This window comes from Allobranchiibius sp. GilTou73, assembly GCF_021391335.1.
Taxonomy (GTDB): Bacteria; Actinomycetota; Actinomycetes; order Actinomycetales; family Dermatophilaceae; genus Allobranchiibius; species Allobranchiibius huperziae.
Map to the genome: position 1 here is coordinate 2,048,631 of NZ_CP090051.1, position 19,747 is coordinate 2,068,377.

Annotated in this window: 18 protein-coding genes; 10 read left to right on the top strand and 8 right to left on the bottom strand. The window is 67.8% G+C overall.

Annotation, left to right across the window (positions count from 1 at the left end; all coding sequences use genetic code 11):
• Nucleotides 1-34: 34 nt before the first annotated feature.
• The 3 genes from LVQ62_RS10190 (at nt 35) to LVQ62_RS17530 (ending at nt 2,314) form a co-directional block, all read left to right on the top strand.
• On the top strand, nt 35-538 hold the full coding sequence (locus tag LVQ62_RS10190) for a cell division protein SepF (RefSeq protein ID WP_233761354.1): 504 nt from the start codon (nt 35-37) through the stop codon (nt 536-538).
• A 300-nt stretch (nt 539-838) separates the two neighbouring features.
• Complete coding sequence (locus LVQ62_RS10195) at nt 839-1,126, top strand: YggT family protein (protein WP_179481495.1); 288 nt, start codon at nt 839-841, stop codon at nt 1,124-1,126.
• Nucleotides 1,127-1,219: 93 nt separating this feature from the next.
• Nucleotides 1,220-2,314, top strand: coding sequence for a DivIVA domain-containing protein (locus LVQ62_RS17530; RefSeq protein WP_255696359.1), 1,095 nt, complete (start codon nt 1,220-1,222; stop codon nt 2,312-2,314).
• 114 nt (nt 2,315-2,428) lie between these two features.
• Here the strand turns inward: LVQ62_RS17530 and LVQ62_RS10205 are convergent, their stop codons facing one another.
• Together LVQ62_RS10205 and LVQ62_RS10210 are read right to left on the bottom strand one after the other, a co-directional pair.
• Nucleotides 2,429-2,755 (bottom strand): hypothetical protein, encoded by a 327-nt coding sequence (locus LVQ62_RS10205; protein WP_233761356.1) that lies wholly within the window; start codon nt 2,753-2,755, stop codon nt 2,429-2,431.
• On the bottom strand, nt 2,734-3,027 hold the full coding sequence (locus tag LVQ62_RS10210; RefSeq protein WP_233761358.1) for a hypothetical protein: 294 nt from the start codon (nt 3,025-3,027) through the stop codon (nt 2,734-2,736). Before LVQ62_RS10210 ends, LVQ62_RS10205 begins: the two co-directional genes overlap by 22 nt.
• On the opposite strand from LVQ62_RS10210, the gene LVQ62_RS10215 reads away from it, so the two are divergent.
• From LVQ62_RS10215 to LVQ62_RS10240, 6 genes are all read left to right on the top strand, one after another.
• Nucleotides 3,017-3,511, top strand: coding sequence for a TraR/DksA C4-type zinc finger protein (locus tag LVQ62_RS10215; RefSeq protein WP_233761360.1), 495 nt, complete (start codon nt 3,017-3,019; stop codon nt 3,509-3,511). The two genes, LVQ62_RS10210 and LVQ62_RS10215, sit on opposite strands and share 11 nt — an antisense overlap.
• A gap of 51 nt (nt 3,512-3,562) precedes the next feature.
• The gene (lspA, locus tag LVQ62_RS10220; protein ID WP_233761362.1) at nt 3,563-4,105 is read left to right on the top strand and encodes a signal peptidase II; all 543 of its coding nucleotides are present in this window, start codon (nt 3,563-3,565) and stop codon (nt 4,103-4,105) included.
• Nucleotides 4,098-5,027: an RluA family pseudouridine synthase gene (locus LVQ62_RS10225; protein WP_233761363.1), complete on the top strand. Its 930-nt coding sequence runs from the start codon at nt 4,098-4,100 to the stop codon at nt 5,025-5,027. The genes lspA and LVQ62_RS10225 overlap by 8 nt, the downstream gene beginning before the upstream one ends.
• Nucleotides 5,028-5,085: 58 nt before the next feature.
• Complete coding sequence (locus tag LVQ62_RS10230) at nt 5,086-5,607, top strand: DUF1643 domain-containing protein (protein ID WP_233761365.1); 522 nt, start codon at nt 5,086-5,088, stop codon at nt 5,605-5,607.
• A 200-nt stretch (nt 5,608-5,807) separates the two neighbouring features.
• Nucleotides 5,808-9,374 carry a DNA polymerase III subunit alpha gene (dnaE, locus tag LVQ62_RS10235; protein WP_233761367.1) on the top strand — a complete coding sequence of 1,189 codons (3,567 nt, stop codon included), beginning with the start codon at nt 5,808-5,810 and terminating at the stop codon, nt 9,372-9,374.
• 1 nt (nt 9,375) lies between these two features.
• Nucleotides 9,376-11,490 carry a S9 family peptidase gene (locus tag LVQ62_RS10240; protein ID WP_233761369.1) on the top strand — a complete coding sequence of 705 codons (2,115 nt, stop codon included), beginning with the start codon at nt 9,376-9,378 and terminating at the stop codon, nt 11,488-11,490.
• A gap of 39 nt (nt 11,491-11,529) precedes the next feature.
• Here LVQ62_RS10240 and LVQ62_RS10245 read toward each other — a convergent pair whose 3' ends face one another.
• Both LVQ62_RS10245 and LVQ62_RS10250 read right to left on the bottom strand, forming a co-directional pair.
• On the bottom strand, nt 11,530-13,029 hold the full coding sequence (locus tag LVQ62_RS10245) for an amidohydrolase (protein WP_233761371.1): 1,500 nt from the start codon (nt 13,027-13,029) through the stop codon (nt 11,530-11,532).
• 16 nt (nt 13,030-13,045) lie between these two features.
• Nucleotides 13,046-13,780: a TetR/AcrR family transcriptional regulator gene (locus LVQ62_RS10250; RefSeq protein WP_233761373.1), complete on the bottom strand. Its 735-nt coding sequence runs from the start codon at nt 13,778-13,780 to the stop codon at nt 13,046-13,048.
• Between the two features lie 125 nt (nt 13,781-13,905).
• On the opposite strand from LVQ62_RS10250, the gene LVQ62_RS10255 reads away from it, so the two are divergent.
• A complete protein-coding gene (locus LVQ62_RS10255; RefSeq protein WP_233761375.1) occupies nt 13,906-14,394 on the top strand; it encodes a VOC family protein in 489 nt (162 codons plus the stop codon).
• 58 nt (nt 14,395-14,452) lie between these two features.
• Here LVQ62_RS10255 and LVQ62_RS10260 read toward each other — a convergent pair whose 3' ends face one another.
• The 4 genes from LVQ62_RS10260 to LVQ62_RS10275 all read right to left on the bottom strand — a co-directional run bounded on the left by LVQ62_RS10260 (nt 14,453) and on the right by LVQ62_RS10275 (nt 19,409).
• Nucleotides 14,453-14,716 (bottom strand): DUF4031 domain-containing protein, encoded by a 264-nt coding sequence (locus tag LVQ62_RS10260; protein ID WP_208052321.1) that lies wholly within the window; start codon nt 14,714-14,716, stop codon nt 14,453-14,455.
• Between the two features lie 79 nt (nt 14,717-14,795).
• Nucleotides 14,796-16,964, bottom strand: a complete 2,169-nt coding sequence (locus tag LVQ62_RS10265) for an MMPL family transporter (protein ID WP_233761377.1) — start codon at nt 16,962-16,964, stop codon at nt 14,796-14,798.
• A 616-nt stretch (nt 16,965-17,580) separates the two neighbouring features.
• Nucleotides 17,581-18,240 carry a hypothetical protein gene (locus tag LVQ62_RS10270; RefSeq protein WP_233761379.1) on the bottom strand — a complete coding sequence of 220 codons (660 nt, stop codon included), beginning with the start codon at nt 18,238-18,240 and terminating at the stop codon, nt 17,581-17,583.
• Nucleotides 18,237-19,409, bottom strand: coding sequence for an AAA family ATPase (locus LVQ62_RS10275; protein ID WP_255696360.1), 1,173 nt, complete (start codon nt 19,407-19,409; stop codon nt 18,237-18,239). The genes LVQ62_RS10270 and LVQ62_RS10275 overlap by 4 nt, the downstream gene beginning before the upstream one ends.
• Between the last annotated feature and the right edge of the window lie 338 nt (nt 19,410-19,747).

The following is a 19,747-nucleotide window of genomic DNA, read 5'->3' on the forward strand; positions in this document are numbered from 1 at the left end:
CGAATCCGGCCTGACGATACGAGGAGTACCACGAATGGCTGGAAAGCTGCGCGCGATGACGGAGTACCTCGGTCTCTCCGAGGCCGAACGTCGTTACGACGACGAGTACGACGACACCTACACCACGGACGAGTCGCACGAGTACGCCGACAGCGGCTACGACGAGACCGCCCACATCGAGCAGGAACGTGAGGCGGCACCCGTGACGCAGTTGCACAAGAACGCACCGGCCGGTGCGCCGGCGGCCGGTGGCCCGATCAGCCGGATCACCACCATCCACCCGCGCACCTACAACGAGGCCAAGGAGATCGGGGAGAACTTCCGCGGTCGCGTGCCGGTCATCATGAACCTGTCCGACATGGACGACAACGACGCCAAGCGCCTGGTGGACTTCGCCGCCGGCCTCGTCTTCGGTCTGCACGGCACCATCGAGCGGGTCACCGCCAAGGTCTTCCTGCTGTCGCCCTCCGGTGTCGAGGTCGCCACGACCGGTGCCGACGCCGCGCGCACGCCCCGGGGGCTTTTCAACCAGAGCTGAGGCAGCACCTCACGACCACCGGCCGGTCGGCGCGCACCCCGCGCCACCGGCCGTCGTCGTGCCCGGCGGCGCGCACCCCGCGCCACCGGCCGTCGTCGTGCCGGGCGGCGCGCACCGGGTGGCGAAGCGTCCGGGATGCCGATTCTTCTCGGCATCGAGCGGGCAGCTCGCCGGCCGTCGTCGTGCCGGGCGGCGCGCACCGGGTGGCGAAGCGTCCGGGATGCCGATTCTTCTCGGCATCGAGCGGGCAGCTCGCCGGCCGTCGTCGTGCCCGGCGCCGGGATGAGTGACAATGGGGTCATGGCCACGTTGCTGGGCGTCATCTCGATCGTGCTCTACATCTTCCTGGTGCTGTTGTTGGCACGGCTGGTGTTGGAGTGGATTCAGGTCTTCGCGCGTCAGTGGCAGCCGCGCGGACCCGTGCTGGTGCTCGCCGAGACGACGTACACCGCCACCGACCCGGCCCTGAAGGCGGTCCGGAAGGTGCTCAAACCGGTGCGGATCGGTTCGATCCAGCTCGACCTGGCCTTCCTCGTCCTGCTGCTGGCTGTCTCTTTGCTGCTCAATCTCATAGGCTCTCTGGCCTGAGCACGACAACACATCCGATTTCTGCCGGCGGTCTGCCGTGCGCGCAGGAGCGCGCGCGAGCGCCGCGGCATCTAGGTGCACCGAGGTGAACACATGGCGTTGACGCCTGAGGACGTAGTCAAGAAAGAGTTCACCAAACCCAAGGGGTTTGGCCGAAGCGGCTACGACGAGATCCAGGTGGACGACTTTCTCGATGAGATCGTCGTGGAGTTGCGTCGGCTGAACGCCGAGAACGAGGACCTCACCGGCAAGCTGGAGGACCTGCGCCGCTCCAAGGGAGTGGCGGGCAAGGAGGGCGGTTCCACGGCCGCCGACACCGCGTCCGGCGTCCCGGCGCTCACCCCCGTGAAGGGCGACGCCGACAAGGCCGACGCCGACGCCACCGCGGCCATCCCCGTGCCGGCGAAGGCCGGCGCGACCGGGACCCCCGATGCCGCAGCACTGGCCAAGGCCCGTGAAGAGCTCGCGACCGCCGAGCGTGACCTGGCGACCGCCAAGGTTGAGCGCGAGAAGGTGCAGCGCGAGGTCGCCGAGGCCAAGGAACGGCTGGCCGCACTGCAGAAGCAGATCGAGCGGGCCGAGGCCGACTCCACGCAGCGGACCGCCGCGGCCGCCAAGCGCGCCGAGGAGGCCGAGGCGCAGTCCGAGGCACGGGTGCGCGACGCCGGTACGGCTCAGGGTGGCTCCTCCGTGGCCGGCGCCCAGGCGCCCGGTACGGCGGCCACCGCGGGCAACGACAGCGCAGCCGGCGTCATCGCGCTCGCGCAGCGCCTGCACGATGAGCACGTGCGCGAGGGTGAGACCACCCGCGACCGCCTCATCAAGGAGGCCCAGGAGCGGCACGACTCGATGGTCGGCGAGGGCACCACGACGCGCGAGAAGCTCGTGCAGCAGGGCCAGTCCAAGCACGACGAGCTGGTGGGCACCGGCCAGAAGCGGCACGACGAGTTGATGCGACAGGCCAACGAACGCTCGACCGGACTGGTGAAGGAGGCCGAGGAGCGCAAGCAGCGCATCATCGGCCAGCTCACCACCGAGCGTGAGTCGATCAGCACGGCGATCGAGCAGCTGAAGTCGTTCGAGCACGAATACCGTTCAAAGCTGAAGGGATTCATCCAGGGTCAGCTCAAGGACCTCGACGGCGAGGGTGTGCGGGAGAAGGAGTCCGCGCCGGGCGGGCAGCACTGACACCCGCAGTACATGACGACGGCCCCGCACCCGGTGGGGGGCCGTCGCACGTGCCTGCAGGGCCAGGTGCGGGCATGATTGCGAGCCGTCATCCGATCGTCCGTCGCGCCGCGGTCAGCAAGTCCCGCGTGATCCCCTATCCTGCGGCAGACACGAACGTGCCAGGCCGGTCCCGGCCTCGAGCGGCCGGAGGGGCGCAATGGGAAGCACACATCCCGCAGATTCGGCGCGGGTGATCGCAGCGGCGGCCGCCCGGGCGTCCAGAGTCACGTCGGTGTTGCGCAAAGCGGCGCGGGTGGTGACCGGTGCGGGGGAGACCTCCGAGCCGGCATCCGCGCGCCCGGCGACCGCGAAGCGGCCGGTGACCAGGAAGTCGGTCGCGACGAAGTCGGGCGCGGCGAAGACCGCGAAGAAGGCGCCTACGAAGAAGACGACCGACAAGGCATCGGCGAAGAAGGCATCGGAGAAGGCGACCGTTGCCCGGCCCCCGCGAAGAAGACGCCCGCGAAGAAGGCGGCCCTCACCGGGTCCGCCGCCAAGACGTCGGCCACGGCACGCAGGACAGCCCGGCCGGCCGCCGGCAAGGTCGCGTCGCGGGACGCCGCGACGCCCGCCGCTCGCGCGACGGCCGGCGCTGCGAAGACCACGAAGAAGACCGCCAAGAAGTCATCCCCGAAGACGAGCACTACGAAGAAGGCTGCCGTGAAGAGCACACCCACCTCCTCGACGATGAAGGATGCGGCGGAACACACCTCCGTGCAGGCCTCCACGCCCGCGCCCAAGTCCGCGGTGACCTCGCCGCGCAAGCAGTTGAAGGTGCGCGAGGACGAATCGCCCTGGACCGCCGACGAACTCGCCGGTGTGAAGGCCGAGCTGGAGACCGACGTGGCCCGGCTCGGCTCCGAGCTGGCCGGTATCGAGCACGAGATCGCCGACCTGATCGGCGACAGCGGTGACGGTGCCGGCGACGACCAGGCCGACGCCGGCAGCAAGTCCTTCGAGCGCGAGCACGAGTTCTCTCTCGCGCAGAACTCGCGGGAGATGCTCGAACAGTCTCAGCACGCGCTCGACCGGATCGCCGACGGCACCTACGGGATCTGCGAGAGCTGCGGCAAGCCGATCGGCAAACTTCGTCTGCAGGCCTTCCCTCGTGCGACCCTGTGCATGCAATGCAAACAGAAGCAGGAACGCCGCTGACCACGTCCGCCGGCCCGAGGCGCACCCCCGACCCGCACCCGACTCCTCACGGTGCTGGGGTCGGTCGCCGTCCTCGGGTACCTCCTGGACCAGGGGACCAAGGCGTGGGCGAACGCCGCCCTCGACCCTGCGCGACCGCGTGATCTGGTCGGGCCGGTCCTCAAACTGCACCTGACCCACAACGCCGGCGCCGCGTTCTCGATGGCGACCAACGCCACCTGGGTGCTGACGCTGATCGCGATCGCGGTCATCGCGGCAACCATCTTCGTCGCACGCCGGATCGGCAGTCGGGCCTGGGCGGTCGCGCTCGGACTGCTGCTCGCCGGTGCGTTCGGCAACCTGACCGACCGGTTCGTGCGCCCGCCGCGCGGCGGGCAGGGTCACGTCGTCGACTTCCTCGAGCTGCCGCACTGGCCGATCTTCAACGTCGCCGACATGTGCGTGGTGTGCGCTGCGGCCCTCATCGCGCTGCTCGCGATCCGCGGGATCGGGATCGACGGCCGGCGGGCCGGCGCATCGGGCGACACGACCGACGCCGGCGAGCGCGCGGACACCGTCGCTTCGTCTGAGCGCCGGAGCGACGACGATGACTGAACTGAAGGCGCAGCCGGTCCCCGAGGGACTAGAGGGCGAACGGGTCGATGCGGCCATCGCCCGTCTGCTCGGTCTGTCCCGCAGCCGCGCGGCGGCCCTCGCGGCGGACGGGTCGGTCACCCTGGATCACAAGGTCGTCGGCAAGTCCGAGCGGGTCAGCGCCGGCCAGTGGCTCGAGGTGACCCTGCCGGCCCTGCGGGAAGGACCGGCCGTCGTACCTCGCGACGTGCCCGGAATGACGATCGTGCACGACGACAGCGAACTGATCGTGGTCGACAAACCGGCCGGTGTCGCGGCGCACCCGAGCGTGGGCTGGGACGGTCCCGACGTGGTGAGCGGTCTCGCTGCCGCGGGATACCGGATCTCCACCTCCGGCGCCGCGGAGCGGCAGGGGATCGTGCAGCGCCTCGACGTCGGCACCAGCGGGCTGATGGTCGTCGCGAAGAGCGAGCGCGCGTACACCGTGCTGAAGCAGGCGTTCCGCGACCGCACCGTCGACAAGACCTACCACGCGCTGGTGCAGGGTCTGCCCGACCCGCTCGAGGGCACCATCGACGCCCCGATCGGGCGGCACCCCGGGCACGACTACAAGTTCGCGGTGCTCGGCGCGGGGCGACCCAGCGTGACGCACTACGAGCTGCTCGAGGCGTTCCGGTCGATGTCGCTGCTCACGATCCACCTGGAGACCGGGCGCACCCACCAGATCCGGGTGCACTTCGCGGCGCTGCACCACCCGTGCGTGGGCGACCCGATGTACGGCGCCGACCCGACCATCGCCAAACGGCTGGGCCTGGCCCGTCAGTGGCTGCACGCGCGGGCGCTGGGGTTCATCCATCCGGGGTCGGGGGAGTACGTGACGTTCGAGAGCCCGTACCCGGCCGATCTGCAGCACGCGCTCGACCTGGTCCGCGCGGGAGACTGACCCCACCCGTCCGGTCAGCCCACGCCGACCGTGAACCACGCACCCAGGACGGCTCAGCATGAGCGGCGACGACCTGTTCGCCTCGTCATCCGACGCGAGCATCTGCGGCTGCGGCCGGCACCGGTATCGGCTGTCCCGTCGCTGGGGATCGAAGGGCGGCCCGACAGCCACCTTCATCATGCTCAACCCGTCGACCGCCGACGCTGACGTCGACGACCCCACTATCCGCCGATGCATCGGCTTCGCCAGGCGCGAAGGCTGCACCGGGCTCGTCGTCGTCAACCTGTACGCCTGGCGCGCGACGAAGCCCGCGGACCTGTGGACCGCGGACGACCCCGTCGGCCCCGAGAACGACGAGGCGATCAGCGACGCGCTGAGGCTCGCTCGCCTCCACGGTGGACCGGTCATCGCCGCATGGGGAGCCCACGCGCGCTCCGACCGGGTCGGGGCCGTCCGCGAGCTGACCGGGGGTGTCGTCGCCCTGACCTGTCTCGGCGTCACCGAAGGCGGGCACCCCCGCCACCCCCTGTATGTCCGCGGCGACCAACCCCTCGTGGAACTGCCGCACCCGCCATCCTGACCGGTCCGGCGTGGGTCGGATCACCGACCAACGTCCTCGACGAACCACGGATTCGCCTCGTAGAGGACGCGGTGTCGGGCAGCGGTCGCGGGCACCGATCGCCACCCTCGAGCGTCCTTCGCCGAGTACCACGCGGCCCGTGCGCCCCACCGTGCGCGTCGGGGACCGGGGTGTCGGTAGACCGACCTAGACTCATCGCGATGTCTTCTTCGCCTGCCTCGAACTTCGTGCACCTGCACGTGCACACCGAGTACTCCACGCTGGACGGGGCGGCCAAGATCAAGCCGATGTTCGCCGAGGCGGAGCGGCTCGGGATGCCCGCCATCGCGATGTCGGACCACGGCAACATGTTCGGCGCCTACGAGTTCCAGCTGGCCGCGCAGGGCAGCCCCGTCCGGCCGATCATCGGCATCGAGGCCTACGTCGCACCCTCCACCCGGCACTCGCGCACCCAGGAGTTCTGGGCCGGGTCGCGCGACCGCGACGCCAACGTCGACGGGGAGGGCGGCAAGGACGTCTCCGGAGGCGGTCGCTACACCCACATGACCATGTGGGCGCAGGACGCGCACGGGTTGCGCAACCTGTTCAAGCTGAGCTCGCTGGCCAGTTTCGAGGGCTACTACATGAAGCCCCGGATGGACCGGGAGCTGCTCGCCGAGCACGGCAGGGGCATCATCGCCACCACCGGCTGCCCCTCCGGAGAGGTGCAGACCCGGCTGCGGCTGGGTCAGTACGACGAGGCGATCGCGGCGGCATCGGCGTACCAGGACATCTTCGGTGCGGACAACTACTTCCTCGAGCTGATGGACCACGGGCTGTCGATCGAGCGGCAGGTGCGCGACGGCCTGCTGAAGATCGCCAGAGAGCTGCACATCCCGCTGCTCGCGACCAACGACAGCCACTACGTCACCGAGGACCAGGCCGACGCGCACGACAACCTGCTGTGCGTCGGAGTCGGCAAGAACAAGGACGATCCGCACCGCTTCAAGTTCAACGGGACCGGCTACTACCTGAAGACCGCCGAGCAGATGCGCGAGCTCTTCGCCGAGCTGCCGGAGGCGTGCGACAACACCCTCGCCATCGCCGAGCGCATCGAGGACTACAGCGAGGTCTTCGCGCCCGTCGACCGGATGCCGCAGTTCCCCGACGTCCCCGAGGGCCAGACCCAGGCGGCGTACCTGCGCGAGCAGATCACCGTGGGTCTGAAGGAGCGGTACGGCGACGACCCCGGCCCCGAGGTGCTCGAGCGCATCGAGACCGAGATGGCCGTCATCGAACCGATGGGCTTCTCCTCCTACTTCCTCGTGGTCGCCGACATCTGCCGCTATGCGCGCGACAACGGCGTACCGGTGGGCCCGGGACGAGGCTCGGCGACCGGGTCGATGGTGGCCTATCTGACCCGGATCACCGAGCTGGATCCGCTGGAGCACCAGCTGCTCTTCGAGCGCTTCCTCAACCCCGAGCGGATCAACCCGCCGGACGTCGACCTCGACTTCGACGACCGCCAGCGCGACAAGATGGTCCGCTACGTCACGACCAAGTACGGCGCCGAGTACACCGCGCAGGTCAACACCTTCAGCACCATCAAGGCCAAGGCCGCGGTCAAGGACGCCAACCGGATCCTGGGCTTCCCGTTCGCGCTCGGCGAGCAGATCAGCAAGGCCATGCCGCCGGACGTGATGGGCAAGGGCGTGCCGCTCACCGGCCTGTTCGATCCCAAGCACCCGCGGTACACCGAGGCGACCGAGTTCCGGGCGCTCTACGAAGCGCAGCCCGAGGTCCGCAAGGTCGTCGACACCGGGCGTGGGCTGGAGGGGATGATCCGCGGCACCGGCGTGCACGCCGCAGCGGTCATCCTGTCCTCCGAGCCGCTGCTCGACCTCATCCCGATGCACCGCCGGGACAAGGACGGCACCATCATCGCCGGCTTCTCCTTCCCGCACTGCGAGGAGATGGGCCTGGTCAAGATGGACTTCCTGGGCCTGCGCAACCTCGGCATCATCGACCAGGCCCTCGGCAACATCAACACCAACCGCGGCGTACACCTCACCACGGCCACCATCCCGCTGGAGGACGAGGCGACCTACCAGCTGCTGGCGCGCGGCGAGACCCTCGGTGTCTTCCAGCTCGACGGCGGGCCGATGCGCAGCCTGCTGCGCCTCATGGCGCCGACCCGGTTCGAGGACATCGCGGCCGTGCTGGCGCTCTACCGACCCGGCCCGATGGCTGCCAACGCGCACATCAACTACGCCGAGCGCAAGAACGGCCGGCAGGCCATCACCCCGATCCACCCGGAGCTCAAGGACGCGCTCGAGCCGATCCTCGGCACGACGTACCACCTGCTCGTCTACCAGGAGCAGCTCATGGCCATCGCCCGCGAGCTCGCGGGCTACACCCTGGGCGGCGCCGACCTGCTGCGCCGGGCGATGGGTAAGAAGAAGATCGAGATCCTGGAGAAGGAGTTCGGCAACTTCGAGGCCGGCATGGTCGCCAGCGGTTACAGCGCCGAGGCGACCAAGGCGCTCTGGGACGTGATGCTGCCCTTCTCCGGGTACGCGTTCAACAAGAGCCACACCGCCGGGTACGGCCTCGTGTCGTACTGGACCGCCTACCTCAAGGCCAACTACCCGGCCGAGTACGCCGCCGCGCTGCTGACCAGCGTCGAGGGCGACAAGACCAAGATGGCCACCTACCTGGCCGACACCCGCAAGCTCGGCATCAAGGTGCTGCCACCGGACGTGAACGAGTCGGTCGCCGACTTCACCGCCGTCGGCACCGACATCCGCTTCGGGCTGGCCGCGATCCGCAACGTCGGCGGCAACGTCGTGGAGGCGATCGTCAAGGCGCGCGAGGAGAAGGGCCGCTTCGCCTCGTTCGAGGACTTCCTGCGCAAGGTGCCCGCCGTCGTCTGCAACAAGCGGACCATCGAATCGCTGGTCAAGGCAGGAGCGTTCGACGATCTGCAGCACCCGCGGCAGGGGCTGGTGCACATCCACGAGGCCTATGTAGACGCCGTCGCGGAGGAGAAGCGCTTCGAGGAGCGTGGGCAGGACTCCCTCTTCGGCGGGTTCGGCGACGAGGCTGCTATCGAGCTGGCGGCGCTGCCTGCGATCCCCGAGATCGAGTGGGACAAACCCACCCTGCTGGCGTTCGAGCGGGACATGCTGGGGCTCTACGTCTCCGATCACCCGCTCTTCGGGATCGAGCACATCCTGTCCCAGCACGCGGACATGTCGATCGCCCGTCTGCACGGCGAGGACGCACCCAAGGACGGCGCGCAGCTGACCATCGCCGGGCTGATCACGGGGATGCAGCTGAAGCGCAACAAGCGCGGTGAGCTGTGGGCAATCGCGACCGTGGAGGACCTCGAGGGCGCCGTCGAGGTGATGTTCTTCGCGAAGACCTACATGACCGTGTCCACCATGCTCAACCCCGATGTGGTCTGCGTGATCAAGGGTCGCTTCCAGATGCGCGACGACGGCCCGCAGCTGATGGCCTCCGAGCTGACGCTGCCGGAGCTCAAGGGCGACGTACGCGGCCCGGTCGTGCTCACCATGCCCCTGGCGCGGGCCAACACCGGGCTCGCGCACAAACTGCGCACCGTGCTGGTCGAGCACCCCGGCGCCACCGAGGTGCATCTGAAACTGCATCAACCCGGTCGATCCGTCACCGTCAAGCTGGAGGACTCCTTGCGCGTCACCGCATCACCCGCTCTGTTCGGCGACCTCAAGGCGCTGCTCGGCCCGTCCTGCCTGGTAGGTGCATGAGATGGCACCCCACGAGGTCTCTGCACCCGTCGCCCGACGTACGCCGACGGTGCGCGAGCACCACGGTGACCGGTTCGAGGATCAGTGGGAGTGGTTGCGCGACAAGAGCTCCCGTGAGGTCATTGCCCACCTGGAGGCGGAGAACGCCTACACGCAGGCGCGCACGGCGCACCTGCAGCCGCTCGTCGAGACCATCTTCGAGGAGATCCGCGGCCACGTCGTCGAGACCGACGTCGACGTGCCCGTGCGCAAGGGCGACTGGTGGTACTACTCGCGCACGGCGCAGGGTGCGCAGTACGCCGTGCACTGCCGCGCGCCCTACCTTCAGGGTGCAGCGCGCCCGGTGCCGGCCCCCGGCGCACCCGTCGACGGTGAGGTCGTCCTGCTGGACGAGAACCACGAAGCCGGCGCACACGAGTTCTTCGAGCTGGGCGGCCTGGAGATCAGCCCCGACGGTCGCTTCCTGGCACTGCTGGTCGACGTCAGCGGTGACGAGCGCTACGACCTGCAGGTGCGTGACCTCGTCACCGGCGCGGTGCTCGACCAGAGCGTGCAGGATGCGCACTACGGGCTCGCGTGGTCCTTCGACGCGCGCACCGTCTTCTACATTCGCCACGACGACGCCTGGCGACCCCACCAGATCTGGCGTCACACCGTCGGCGGCGACCCGGCGGGGGACGTGCTGGTGCGCGAGGAGGCCGACCCGGAGTTCGGGATCGGCTTCGAGGTGTCGCGTGACGACCGCTGGCTGATCGTGGAGTCCGAGTCGCGCACCAGTAGTGAGGTGCTGCTGGGCGATCTGACCCGGCCCGACGCCGACCTGGTGATGGTCGAGCCTCGTGCAGCCGAGGTGGAGTACTCCGTCGAGGTCGACGGTGACCGGATCTTCATCGCGCACAACCTTCGTCGACCTGACTTCGACCTGGCCCAGGCTCCGTTGGCGACGCCCGGTCGGGCGCACTGGACCCCGGTCCTGCAGCTGGTGGACGACGAGCGGCTCGAGGGGGTCGACGCGTTCGCCGGCTTCGTGGCGGTGTCACTGCGCTCCGGCGGTCTGCCGACCGTCCGGGTGCTGCCCAAGCACGGCGACGGGCTCGGCGACGCGGTGCACGTGCCGACCGACAGCCCGCTGGCCGTCGTACGCCTCGGTGCCAACGCCGAGTACGACGAGTCGACGCTGCGCCTGGCGATGGGCTCCTACCTGCTGCCCCCGAGCGTGCTGCAGTTCGACCCGGCGAGCGGTGACCTGCAGGTGCTCAAACAGCAGGAGGTGCCCGGATACACGCCGCAGGACTATCTGGAGGAGCGCCTCTGGGCCCGCGGCGACGACGGCACCCAGGTGCCGATCTCGCTGGTCCGCCGACGCGACGTCGTCGCCGACGGGAGCAATCCCGGCCTCGTCTCCGGCTACGGGTCCTACGAGATCCCCTCCGACCCGCGGTTCTCCGCGAGCCGCCTGTCGCTGCTCGACCGGGGCGCCGTCTTCGCCGTGGCGCACGTGCGCGGCGGCGGTGAGCTAGGTCGCCGGTGGTGGGACGAGGGCAAGATGCTCGCCAAGCGCAACACCTTCACCGACTTCGTGGCATGCTCCCGCGCGCTGATTGACGCCGGTTGGGTCTCACCGGATCGTCTTGCAGCGGAGGGCGGCTCGGCTGGCGGCCTGCTCATGGGCGCAGTCGTCAACCTGGCGCCGGAGCTCTACCGTGCCGTGCACGCGGCGGTGCCCTTCGTCGACGCGCTCACCACGATCCTGGACCCGTCGTTGCCGCTCACCGTGGGGGAGTGGCAGGAGTGGGGCGACCCGCTGCACGACCCGTCGGTCTACGCCTACATGAAGACCTACAGCCCCTACGAGAACGTCGCCGCCACCGCCTATCCGGCGATCCTCGCGACCACCAGCCTCAACGACACCCGCGTCTTCTTCGTCGAGCCGGCCAAGTGGGTGCAGCAGCTGCGCGCCACCGTCACCTCTGATCCGGTGGATCGGCCGGTCCTGCTCAAGTGCGAGATGGTCGCGGGCCACGGCGGGGTGAGCGGGCGGTACGACGCGTGGCGCGACACCGCGTTCGAGCTGGCCTTCCTGCTCGACCAGCTCGGCGCCACCGCTCTGCGATGAACGGTCGCCGCCTGTAGCGACGGTCGGGAGTGGGGGCGCTCAGAGCGCGTCGTGGACTACCCGGCCACCGACGAGAGTGGCCGCGACGCCCATCGTTCGCAACGCATGTCCCGCGACTGCTGAATCATCGGTGGCAGCAAGGGGATCGGCGTCGACGAGCACGAGATCGGCCGGTGACCCCACCGCGACCGTTCGCTGACCGTCGGTGCTGGCGGCGAGGGCTTCCGCGGGCGTGATGGCCTGCGCCGCTCCCCACGGCCCGCGGGTGTCGGCGCTGCGGTGCACCGCGGCTGCCATCGCCAGCCAGGGGTCCAGTGGCGCGACGGGGGCATCCGAGCCCATCCTCAGCTGCACTCCGGCGTCGACCATCGACCGCAGCATGAACGAGCGGTCGGCACATCCGGGCCACAGCTGGTCGGACAGGTCGCGGTCGTCGTAGAGCTGCGCCGGCTGCACCGATGCGCGGACCCCCAACGCAGCCATCCGCGTGATGTCGGCCGGATCAAGGAGCTGGGCGTGCTCGATGGAGCCGCGGATCCCGCTGTCCCGGAACGCATCCAGGACCATCGTGGCTGCGGCGTCACCGATGGCGTGCACGGCGGCGTCGAGGCCGTGCGCCCGGGCCGTGCGCAACGCTTGGAGAAGCTCCTCGGGAGAGACGTTGCAGGTCCCCCTGGTGGCGTGCCCGGCGTACGGCGCGCAGCACAGCGCGGTCATGGTGCCGAGCGACCCGTCGGCGATGATCTTCAGCGGTCCCATCGTGGCCATCCCGGCGCCGCCCGGCACGGCGTCACCGGTCCGCAGCCCGGCGGCGATCGTGGCGTCGAGACCGTAGAGGTAGGTCGATGCGCGGACCCGCAGGGTGTCCAGCCCGAGGGGCACCATCCGGCCCCAGGTCGCGACGGAGCTCTCGAACTCCATGTCGGTGATGCCGACGACGCCCTTGCTCGCGGCGTTGCGCAGGACGGCACGGTAGGCCTGGACAGGGTCCGGTTCGGCGCCGGGTAGGGCGGCGAGCAGCGGGAAGACGTCGAACCAGGCGTTCTCGCTGATCGGGGTGTCGCGCAGCGGGAGGTCGAGCAGTCGCAGCGCCGTGGAGTTCAACCAGCCGTTGTGCGCGTCACCGGAGATCAGCACGACCGGGCGGTCCGGGACAGCCTCGTCCAGCTCGCGCACGGTGGGAGCAGCCGGCCAGCCGGCGGAGCGGTAACCGAAGCCCACGATCGTGGAGTGCCGGTCGCCGCTCGCCCGGTCGTGGGCTCGCACGATGCGGACCACGTCGTCGGGGCAGGCGCTGGCGCTCACGTCGAGCCGCGACAGGGTGTGCGCCCACTGCGTCATGTGCACGTGGTGGTCCCACAGGCCCGGTGTCAGCCATCGGCCGTCGGCATCGACCTGGCGGAAACCCCTGTCGGGCAATGCTTTCCCGACCTCGACCACTCGACCGTCTTCGAGGTGCAGATCGACCGCTCCCGGCGGGGCGGGGCGGCCGACCGGGACAATGCGTGCAGCGCGGATGGTGAGGGGTTCGGACTGCACCGCACCAGGGTAGGGGTCAGCCTCGGGACCGCTTCGCCCCCGCCCCGGTGACGGGCTTCGTCGTGCTCGGCTCGCTCGGATCGCCACCCACCACGCCGTTGATCGCGGCGTCCACGACGTACTCGGCCAACTGCTGCACGGCGGCCCGGTCCTGCGCGTGCAGAGGTCCGCGGGTCGCCAGGTCGGACAGACCGTGCACGGCCGACCAGCACGCCCATTCGGCGTTCGCCCGGCGCGCAGCGGTCAGCACCCCGACCTCGACCAGCTCATCGAGCGCGGACATGAGCAGCACGAGAGGGTGCTGCACCTGGTCGGTGGGCGAGGCGTAGTGGGTCGCGACATCCGAGGTCGCGTCGGACGGTCCCGGCGTCTGGAAGGCCAGCTGGAACAAGCCCGGCTCGGCCAGCGCGAAGTCGATGTACCCCAGACCCACGGCGCGGAGATGTCCGCGCGCTCGGCGGGCGGGATCTGTGTCGGCTCCGTCGTCGTCCATCCGGGCCTGCATGGCTCGGCCGGCCTGATGCAACGCCTGGTCGGCCACGGCGGACACGAGGGCGGCGCGGTCGGCGAAGTGTCGGTACGCGGCGCTCGGGCTGACGCCGGCGACGCGGGTGGCCTCGCGCAGGCCGAGGGCTGCAGGGCCTCCAGCGCGAACGAGCTCCAGCCCCGCCGTGACCAGGGCGGCTGCCAGGTCACCGTGGTGGTAGCGGCCATGAGCGGATGACCCCTTCCCCGCGGTGCCGTCGGTCATCTTGTCGCCTCCATCCGTCATGTGTACGGTGTGAACTTTCGTAAGTGCACGCCGTACACATTATGGCGGCGTGTACCGGCCGAGCCTGCACCGCCTGTCGATCACGAACCGGGAGAGGACCCCTGATGAGCACCGAACTGACCACCTTCCTCTGGTTCCCGGGCAATGCCTCGGAAGCCGCTCGGTTCTACGCCACCGTCTTCCCCGACGTGCGGATCGAGCGTCAGGACGAATATCCCCAGGCGGCGGCCGATGCCGGCGCCGGCACGGCCGGGGAGGTCATGACGGTGAGCTTCACCATCGGCGGGCAGCGTTTCGTCGGCCTGAACGGCGGTCCGCAGTTCCCCTTCACCGAGGCCGTCTCGTTCCAGATCGCGTGCGCCGACCAGGCCGAGACCGATCGCTACTGGGATGCGCTCACCGCCGACGGTGGTGAGGAGAGCCAGTGCGGGTGGTGCAAGGACCGCTTCGGCGTCTCGTGGCAGGTCACTCCCACGCGTCTGACGGAGCTGGTCTCCGACCCGGACAAGGACCGCGCGGGTCGGGCGATGAAGGCGATGTTCACGATGCGCAAGATCGACATCGCCGAGATCGAACAGGCAGCCGCCGGCTGACCTGTTCGGACATGCACAGCGGGGCATATTTGCCCCGTTGTGCAGGGTGAAATCGAGGTCAGCGTTCGCGCTGGTGCAGCCGCAGGCCGCTGGCGAGCAGCCGGCGGATCAGGTCGCGCCCGGCCACCTCCTGCGCGCCCGCGGCGACGATCGCCTCGTAGCGCTCCTGCGGCACGTCGTAGTGGTCGCCATCGAAGAGCCGCTCGGGAAGCCCTGCCGCAACGGCGAAGTCGCGCAACTCGTCGTACGACGTGTCACTCACCAGATGTGACCACAACCGTCCGTAGGCCGGCCAGGTCGGCGGGTCGATCAACACGGTCACTCTCGCAAACTACCCCTTCCGAGGACGCCGCCGGACGAGCCCGTCACGGTCTCGCCCCCGCGTCGGCGGCGTGGAGACTTCAGCGGGACGTAGCGATCTCCCGACCGGTCTCATCGAACTCCCGTGGACCCGCGTGCGTCTCGTTGCGCAGGGGTGACGGCTCGACGAAGAGCACCTTCGCGAGGCCGCCCGGCAGCCACCAGTTGTACTTGCCGAACAGGCTGACCAGGGCGGGCACCAGCAGCGCGCGCACGATGGTCGCGTCGATGAGGATGCCGACGCCCAGCGCGGTGCCGAGCACCTTGATGTCGGTGCCGGGCGACGAGGCGAGCGCTGCGAAGGCGAAGAAGAGGATCAACGCGGCCGAGGTGACGAGCCTCCCGGTGCGCCCGAGGCCGACCGTCACGGCGGCGCTCGTGCTGCCAGTGGTGTCGTACTCCTCGCGCATGCGGGCCAGGATGAAGACCTCGTAGTCCATCGACAGGCCGAACAGGAACGCGAAGATGATGATCGGCAGCCAGAACGTGATGGCGCCGGTGCCGGCGATGTTGAAGACCGTGCCGGAGCCGTGGCCCTCCTGCCAGAAGAAGGTCACCGCGCCGAAGACAGCCGACAGGGAGACCAGGTTCATCACCACGGCCTTGATCGGCAGCAGTACCGAGCGGAACTGGCGCATCAGCAGCACGAACGTCACCAGAGCGATGAGGCCGAGCACGTAGGGAAATTTGTCGTAGACGGCGTTGAAGTAGTCGTCGACGACCGCGCCCTGACCCGCGACGAGCACGTCGCCGTCGACGGCCTTCTCGACGGCGGTGCGCACGCGATGCACCACCTGGACGCCGGAGCTGTCGACGGTCTCCTTCTTCGGCAGGACGTCCACGACCGCCATCCGGCCGTCGCTGGTCCTGTTGCCCGTCGCGAGCTGGACGCCGTCGACCTTGCCCGCCGCCGCGATCGCCTTGTCGCGCTGGTCGGCGGGGACCAGGACGGTGATCGGGGTCAGCACGCCGCCACCGACTCCGTCGTCGCGCAGGGTGCCGAGCGTCTGGACGGCGGGCCCGGTCTTGCCGAGCGAGGCGATGTTGGACTGGCCGATCTTCAGCCCGAAGACCGGAGTGATGAGCAGCGCGAGCAGCACGACCCCGGCGGCGACGGCGACGACCCGGCGCTTCACGATCAGGCGCGCCCACGCCGTCCACCCGCGGGACGCGCGGCCCTCGTGCCGGATGCGCGGCCAGTCCACGCGTGGTCCGATCTTGGACAGCATCGCCGGCAGCAGGGTCAGCACGACGGCCACGCTCACCAGGGGGATGAGCATGCCGCCGAAGCCCATCGAGCGCAGGAACGGCACCGGGACCACGACGAGGGCGACCAGGCTGATCGCCACCGTCGCCCCGGATGCCAGCACCGCGTGCCCGGCGGTGTGCACCGCGGTGAGGATCGCCTCGTCGTTCGACTGACCGTGGGCGCGTTCCTCACGCCATCGCGACACCAGGAGCAGGGAGTAGTCGATGGCGATGCCGAGGCCCACGAGGGAGATCAGGAACTCCACGACGAAGCTGACGTCACTGAAGGTCGTGAGCAGCAGCACGAGCAGGAACGTCGTCAGGATCGACACGGCCGCGATGATCAACGGCATCAGTGCGAGGAACGACGCGAAGACGAAGAGCAGCACAGCGAGCGCGCCCAGGGCCCCCAACAATGTCTCGACGAGGACGCTCGGGCCGCCGCTCTGGTCGGTGCCTGCCGAGAGCAACTGGTACGACGTGGTGCCCGACTCGAACCCGGCCCGCTTGGCCGCGATGTTGAGCGCTTTGCCGAACTCCACGCCGGAGCTGACCGCGAAACTCGTCGGTGGAGTGGCCTGGACGAGCGCGAAGGTCGTCCGGCCGCCGTTCACGATGAACTTCTGGTCTCCGGTGCTGGCGTAGTCCACGACGCGGGTGCGGGGGACCGCCGACACGCGCGTGGCGGAGCCGAAGACCTGCTCGATCTTGGCCGACTGCTGCTGCACCGTCTGTCCCTGCGGCACGGTGACGGTGAGCACCGTGGTGTCGAAGCTGCTCACGCCGTACTGCTTGATCAACGCCTTCTCGGCGGTGTCGCCGGGCTGACCGGGCAGAGAGAAGTCGGTCGTGAGTCGACCGGGGACGACTCCAGCCGCCGCGGCGCCGCCGATGAATGCCGCCAACCAGAAGAGGGCGACGATCAGGCGGTGGTGAATGACCCAGCGGGCGACGGCGTCCATGAGATCTCCCGGGTGACGGCGCGATGAATCTCGAGGTGGCGGGCACGTGCGGCAACGGGGCAAGTTTCCTGCATCGCACCCGATCTTGGACAGAGATTTCAGACGACAGGCTCGTCGTGCAGCCCTATCCAAGCCTGCCGAATGCCAGCTGAAGCACAGCGGAAGTCCGGCCGGGCTGCTAGAGCCGGCGTACCGCTCATCGCCGTCGAGGTTGGCCGCCGGTGCACGGGTCGCCTGCAGCAGTTTGCCGCCAAGTACGAGGGCGGAGCGCTCGCCTCGTCGATGACATCGACATGGAGGTCGAAGTGGATCTGCTGTTGGCCGCGGACCGGCCATTCAGGCGAGATGTGGCGGGGCGCGCGGCACGACTATCACCCATTTCGCGATAAACCACGGTGCGGCGCAAGTCGTCCTCGAGATACATCTAACCTCCGGGGAGCTCGGCCCAGGAGCGGCTCTTTGCCTCGACGTCGCGTTCATCGAATGCGGCAATTCGTCGGATCATGTCCACAGTCGGTTCTCCCGCGCTGGGTCGGGTGCCGGTTAGGGGCTCATTTGGACCAACGTGGTACGTCTTGGCGGCCGGGGCTAACCCAACCTCAGTTTCTGTACTCGACTATTTGACGCCGCGCGACCTGCTTGCGCTCGTTTTGTTGATGCCTTGCACCACACCCGCAATAGAGGTCCGAAAGCGCTCAAATGAAGGGCTTGACGTCCTGCGGGGAGCGTCAAGGTAGGTGGCACTTATGGCCGCTGCTATTTTAGGTGAATCGGCTTCTTGGTAGGGTCGCCTCGGTTGCTTGCGGCGGGTCCGACGAATCAGGTCAGCCTTCGGATCATTCACATTATCCGTGTTGTAACTTCCCCGTCTCAACGCTCCGCGCCAGCTCGCTACAACACTTTCGGTGGCATCGGGAAATAGCAACCACCATGATTCAATAGCCTGCACTGGAACAACTGCTAATGCGCCCACCAATCCGGCAGTCTGCAGCTCGGTGGACCGCTTGTTCGCGAACGATCCGTCGTCGGGACCGTCGGCGTCGGTGTGGGCCAGGATGCAATCCAGAGGACCATGGGAAACATTGGCAGCCGCCATTGTGCTCTTTGCTTTGTCAACCCATGAGCGCATTGCAACACCCCCCGCATCTCTATTCAGCGTTGGTGGTGCCCGAAGTATCTTAAGGTCTCCTGCCTCAAGATGGGGATGTAACCCTATCAATAATTCACGAATAGCATGGGTATCGTTCGGATTCTCTCCGAAGATGGCAATCTTCATTCTGGTACTCCGCCAACTGCCCCCGAGTACCAAACTTCACCGAGGCCAAGGTGACTGTCCCTCAGGGCACGGTTGAGTCTTGCAGAATTTATTGCGGGGATTTTCGACGCTCCGGAGTCCGGGTCACGATCACAGATAACTATTTCGTCCGGTCGAAGTCGATTAACAAGTGTAGGGGAGTGGGTCGCGACAAGAATCTGGGTGCGCGCACTCGCGCTTCGAAGTGCGTCAACGATGACATCCAACGCGTACGGATGAAGGCCGTGGTCTACTTCCTCAATGGCTGTAAGGTGCGCAGGATTTGGGTCATGCAAAGCGGTGAGAAGAGCAAGGAGTCGTACCGTTCCGAACGAAGCCTCGGTAAGGTCAATGTCCCTTTGCAGCCCGCGCTCACGTAATTGAACTACAACAGACCGTGTGCCTGCAATTGACGAAAATACTATATTTTCAAGGCCCGGCAGGCAGCGTCTCAGATCGCGTTCAATGTCAGAGAAAGCTTGTGCATTCGATTCTTTGAGGGTGAGTAGTGCGTCCGCCAAATTCGACGCGTCCTCAACCAGGGACGCTCGGTAAAGGCGACTAGGTTCCCTAGCGGCCGCGACGTCGGGTTCTAGGACGCGCATCGTTGATAGGAAAGTGGCGAAATCGTCGATGCCTTCGCCACCAGCATCAGTAGCAAGGCGTGGTAGCGTGGACAGACCGGTTGTTTGCTCGTCGGCGAGTTGCAGGTTCTTGCCCTTGCTGCCAGACCGAATGGTCCCGATGTTAATGGTTGCGCCGTTAACCGTTATTCGCCGCCCGGGACCACTCCGACGCTTAAAGGTGAACTCTTCGCTCCTCCGGCGACCCTTCGACGTTATCTTAAGAGTATATTTGTCGGTCGCATTTTGATTTGAATTAGCGGTAACCGCTGCCTCGACGACAATCTTAACGGCAGAAGTCTTACCATCTTGGCGAGCAAGTTTTTCCCACCCTCCGAATTCTTCAAGCGCAGTCGCGAGATCAAAACGGATGGTCGCCACTAAAAAGCGGAGTACGTTTAGTACGTTGGATTTTCCGGCCCCATTCGGTCCTACGAGAACAGTAAGCGGCCCCATTGGAACGTCTACCTTGGATAATGAGCGAAAGCCCTCGACATGGATAGAATATATACGAGGGTGCGTCTGCACATTGCTCCTTCGGCTGAATTAAATGACGAGACATGAGAAGTTAAAAGCGGACAAACTCACGCCGGGGTGCTAGAACCGGCGGCCTCGACTGTACCGCGATTGGTGAAGGAGGTGGCCCGGGCGCGCGCCATAGCCGGGCGATCTTGTGTAACGCCTACGCGACAGTGGACTCCTAGGCCGGGTAAAAGTTGATGCGATCGGCCCAAGGTCTATGGGTATGTGCTCACCAACCGGTGGGCGCGGCTCGGCACCGCGAGTCTCTTACCTGTGCCTCGGGCGCGAGGCGGACGACGTCGCTGGGATTTTGCGAATCAGTAGGTACCACACAAATGAGTCCG

Excerpts from the sequence above, each read along its gene's own strand:
- LVQ62_RS10190 (WP_233761354.1), top strand. The coding sequence starts at position 35 with ATGGCTGGAAAGCTGCGCGCGATGACGGAGTACCTCGGTCTCTCCGAG.
- LVQ62_RS10195 (WP_179481495.1), top strand. The coding sequence starts at position 839 with ATGGCCACGTTGCTGGGCGTCATCTCGATCGTGCTCTACATCTTCCTG.
- LVQ62_RS17530 (WP_255696359.1), top strand. The coding sequence starts at position 1,220 with ATGGCGTTGACGCCTGAGGACGTAGTCAAGAAAGAGTTCACCAAACCC.
- LVQ62_RS10225 (WP_233761363.1), top strand. The coding sequence starts at position 4,098 with ATGACTGAACTGAAGGCGCAGCCGGTCCCCGAGGGACTAGAGGGCGAA.
- LVQ62_RS10230 (WP_233761365.1), top strand. The coding sequence starts at position 5,086 with ATGAGCGGCGACGACCTGTTCGCCTCGTCATCCGACGCGAGCATCTGC.
- dnaE (WP_233761367.1), top strand. The coding sequence starts at position 5,808 with ATGTCTTCTTCGCCTGCCTCGAACTTCGTGCACCTGCACGTGCACACC.
- LVQ62_RS10240 (WP_233761369.1), top strand. The coding sequence starts at position 9,376 with ATGGCACCCCACGAGGTCTCTGCACCCGTCGCCCGACGTACGCCGACG.
- LVQ62_RS10250 (WP_233761373.1), bottom strand. The coding sequence starts at position 13,780 with ATGACCGACGGCACCGCGGGGAAGGGGTCATCCGCTCATGGCCGCTAC.
- LVQ62_RS10255 (WP_233761375.1), top strand. The coding sequence starts at position 13,906 with ATGAGCACCGAACTGACCACCTTCCTCTGGTTCCCGGGCAATGCCTCG.
- LVQ62_RS10265 (WP_233761377.1), bottom strand. The coding sequence starts at position 16,964 with ATGGACGCCGTCGCCCGCTGGGTCATTCACCACCGCCTGATCGTCGCC.
- LVQ62_RS10270 (WP_233761379.1), bottom strand. The coding sequence starts at position 18,240 with ATGAAGATTGCCATCTTCGGAGAGAATCCGAACGATACCCATGCTATT.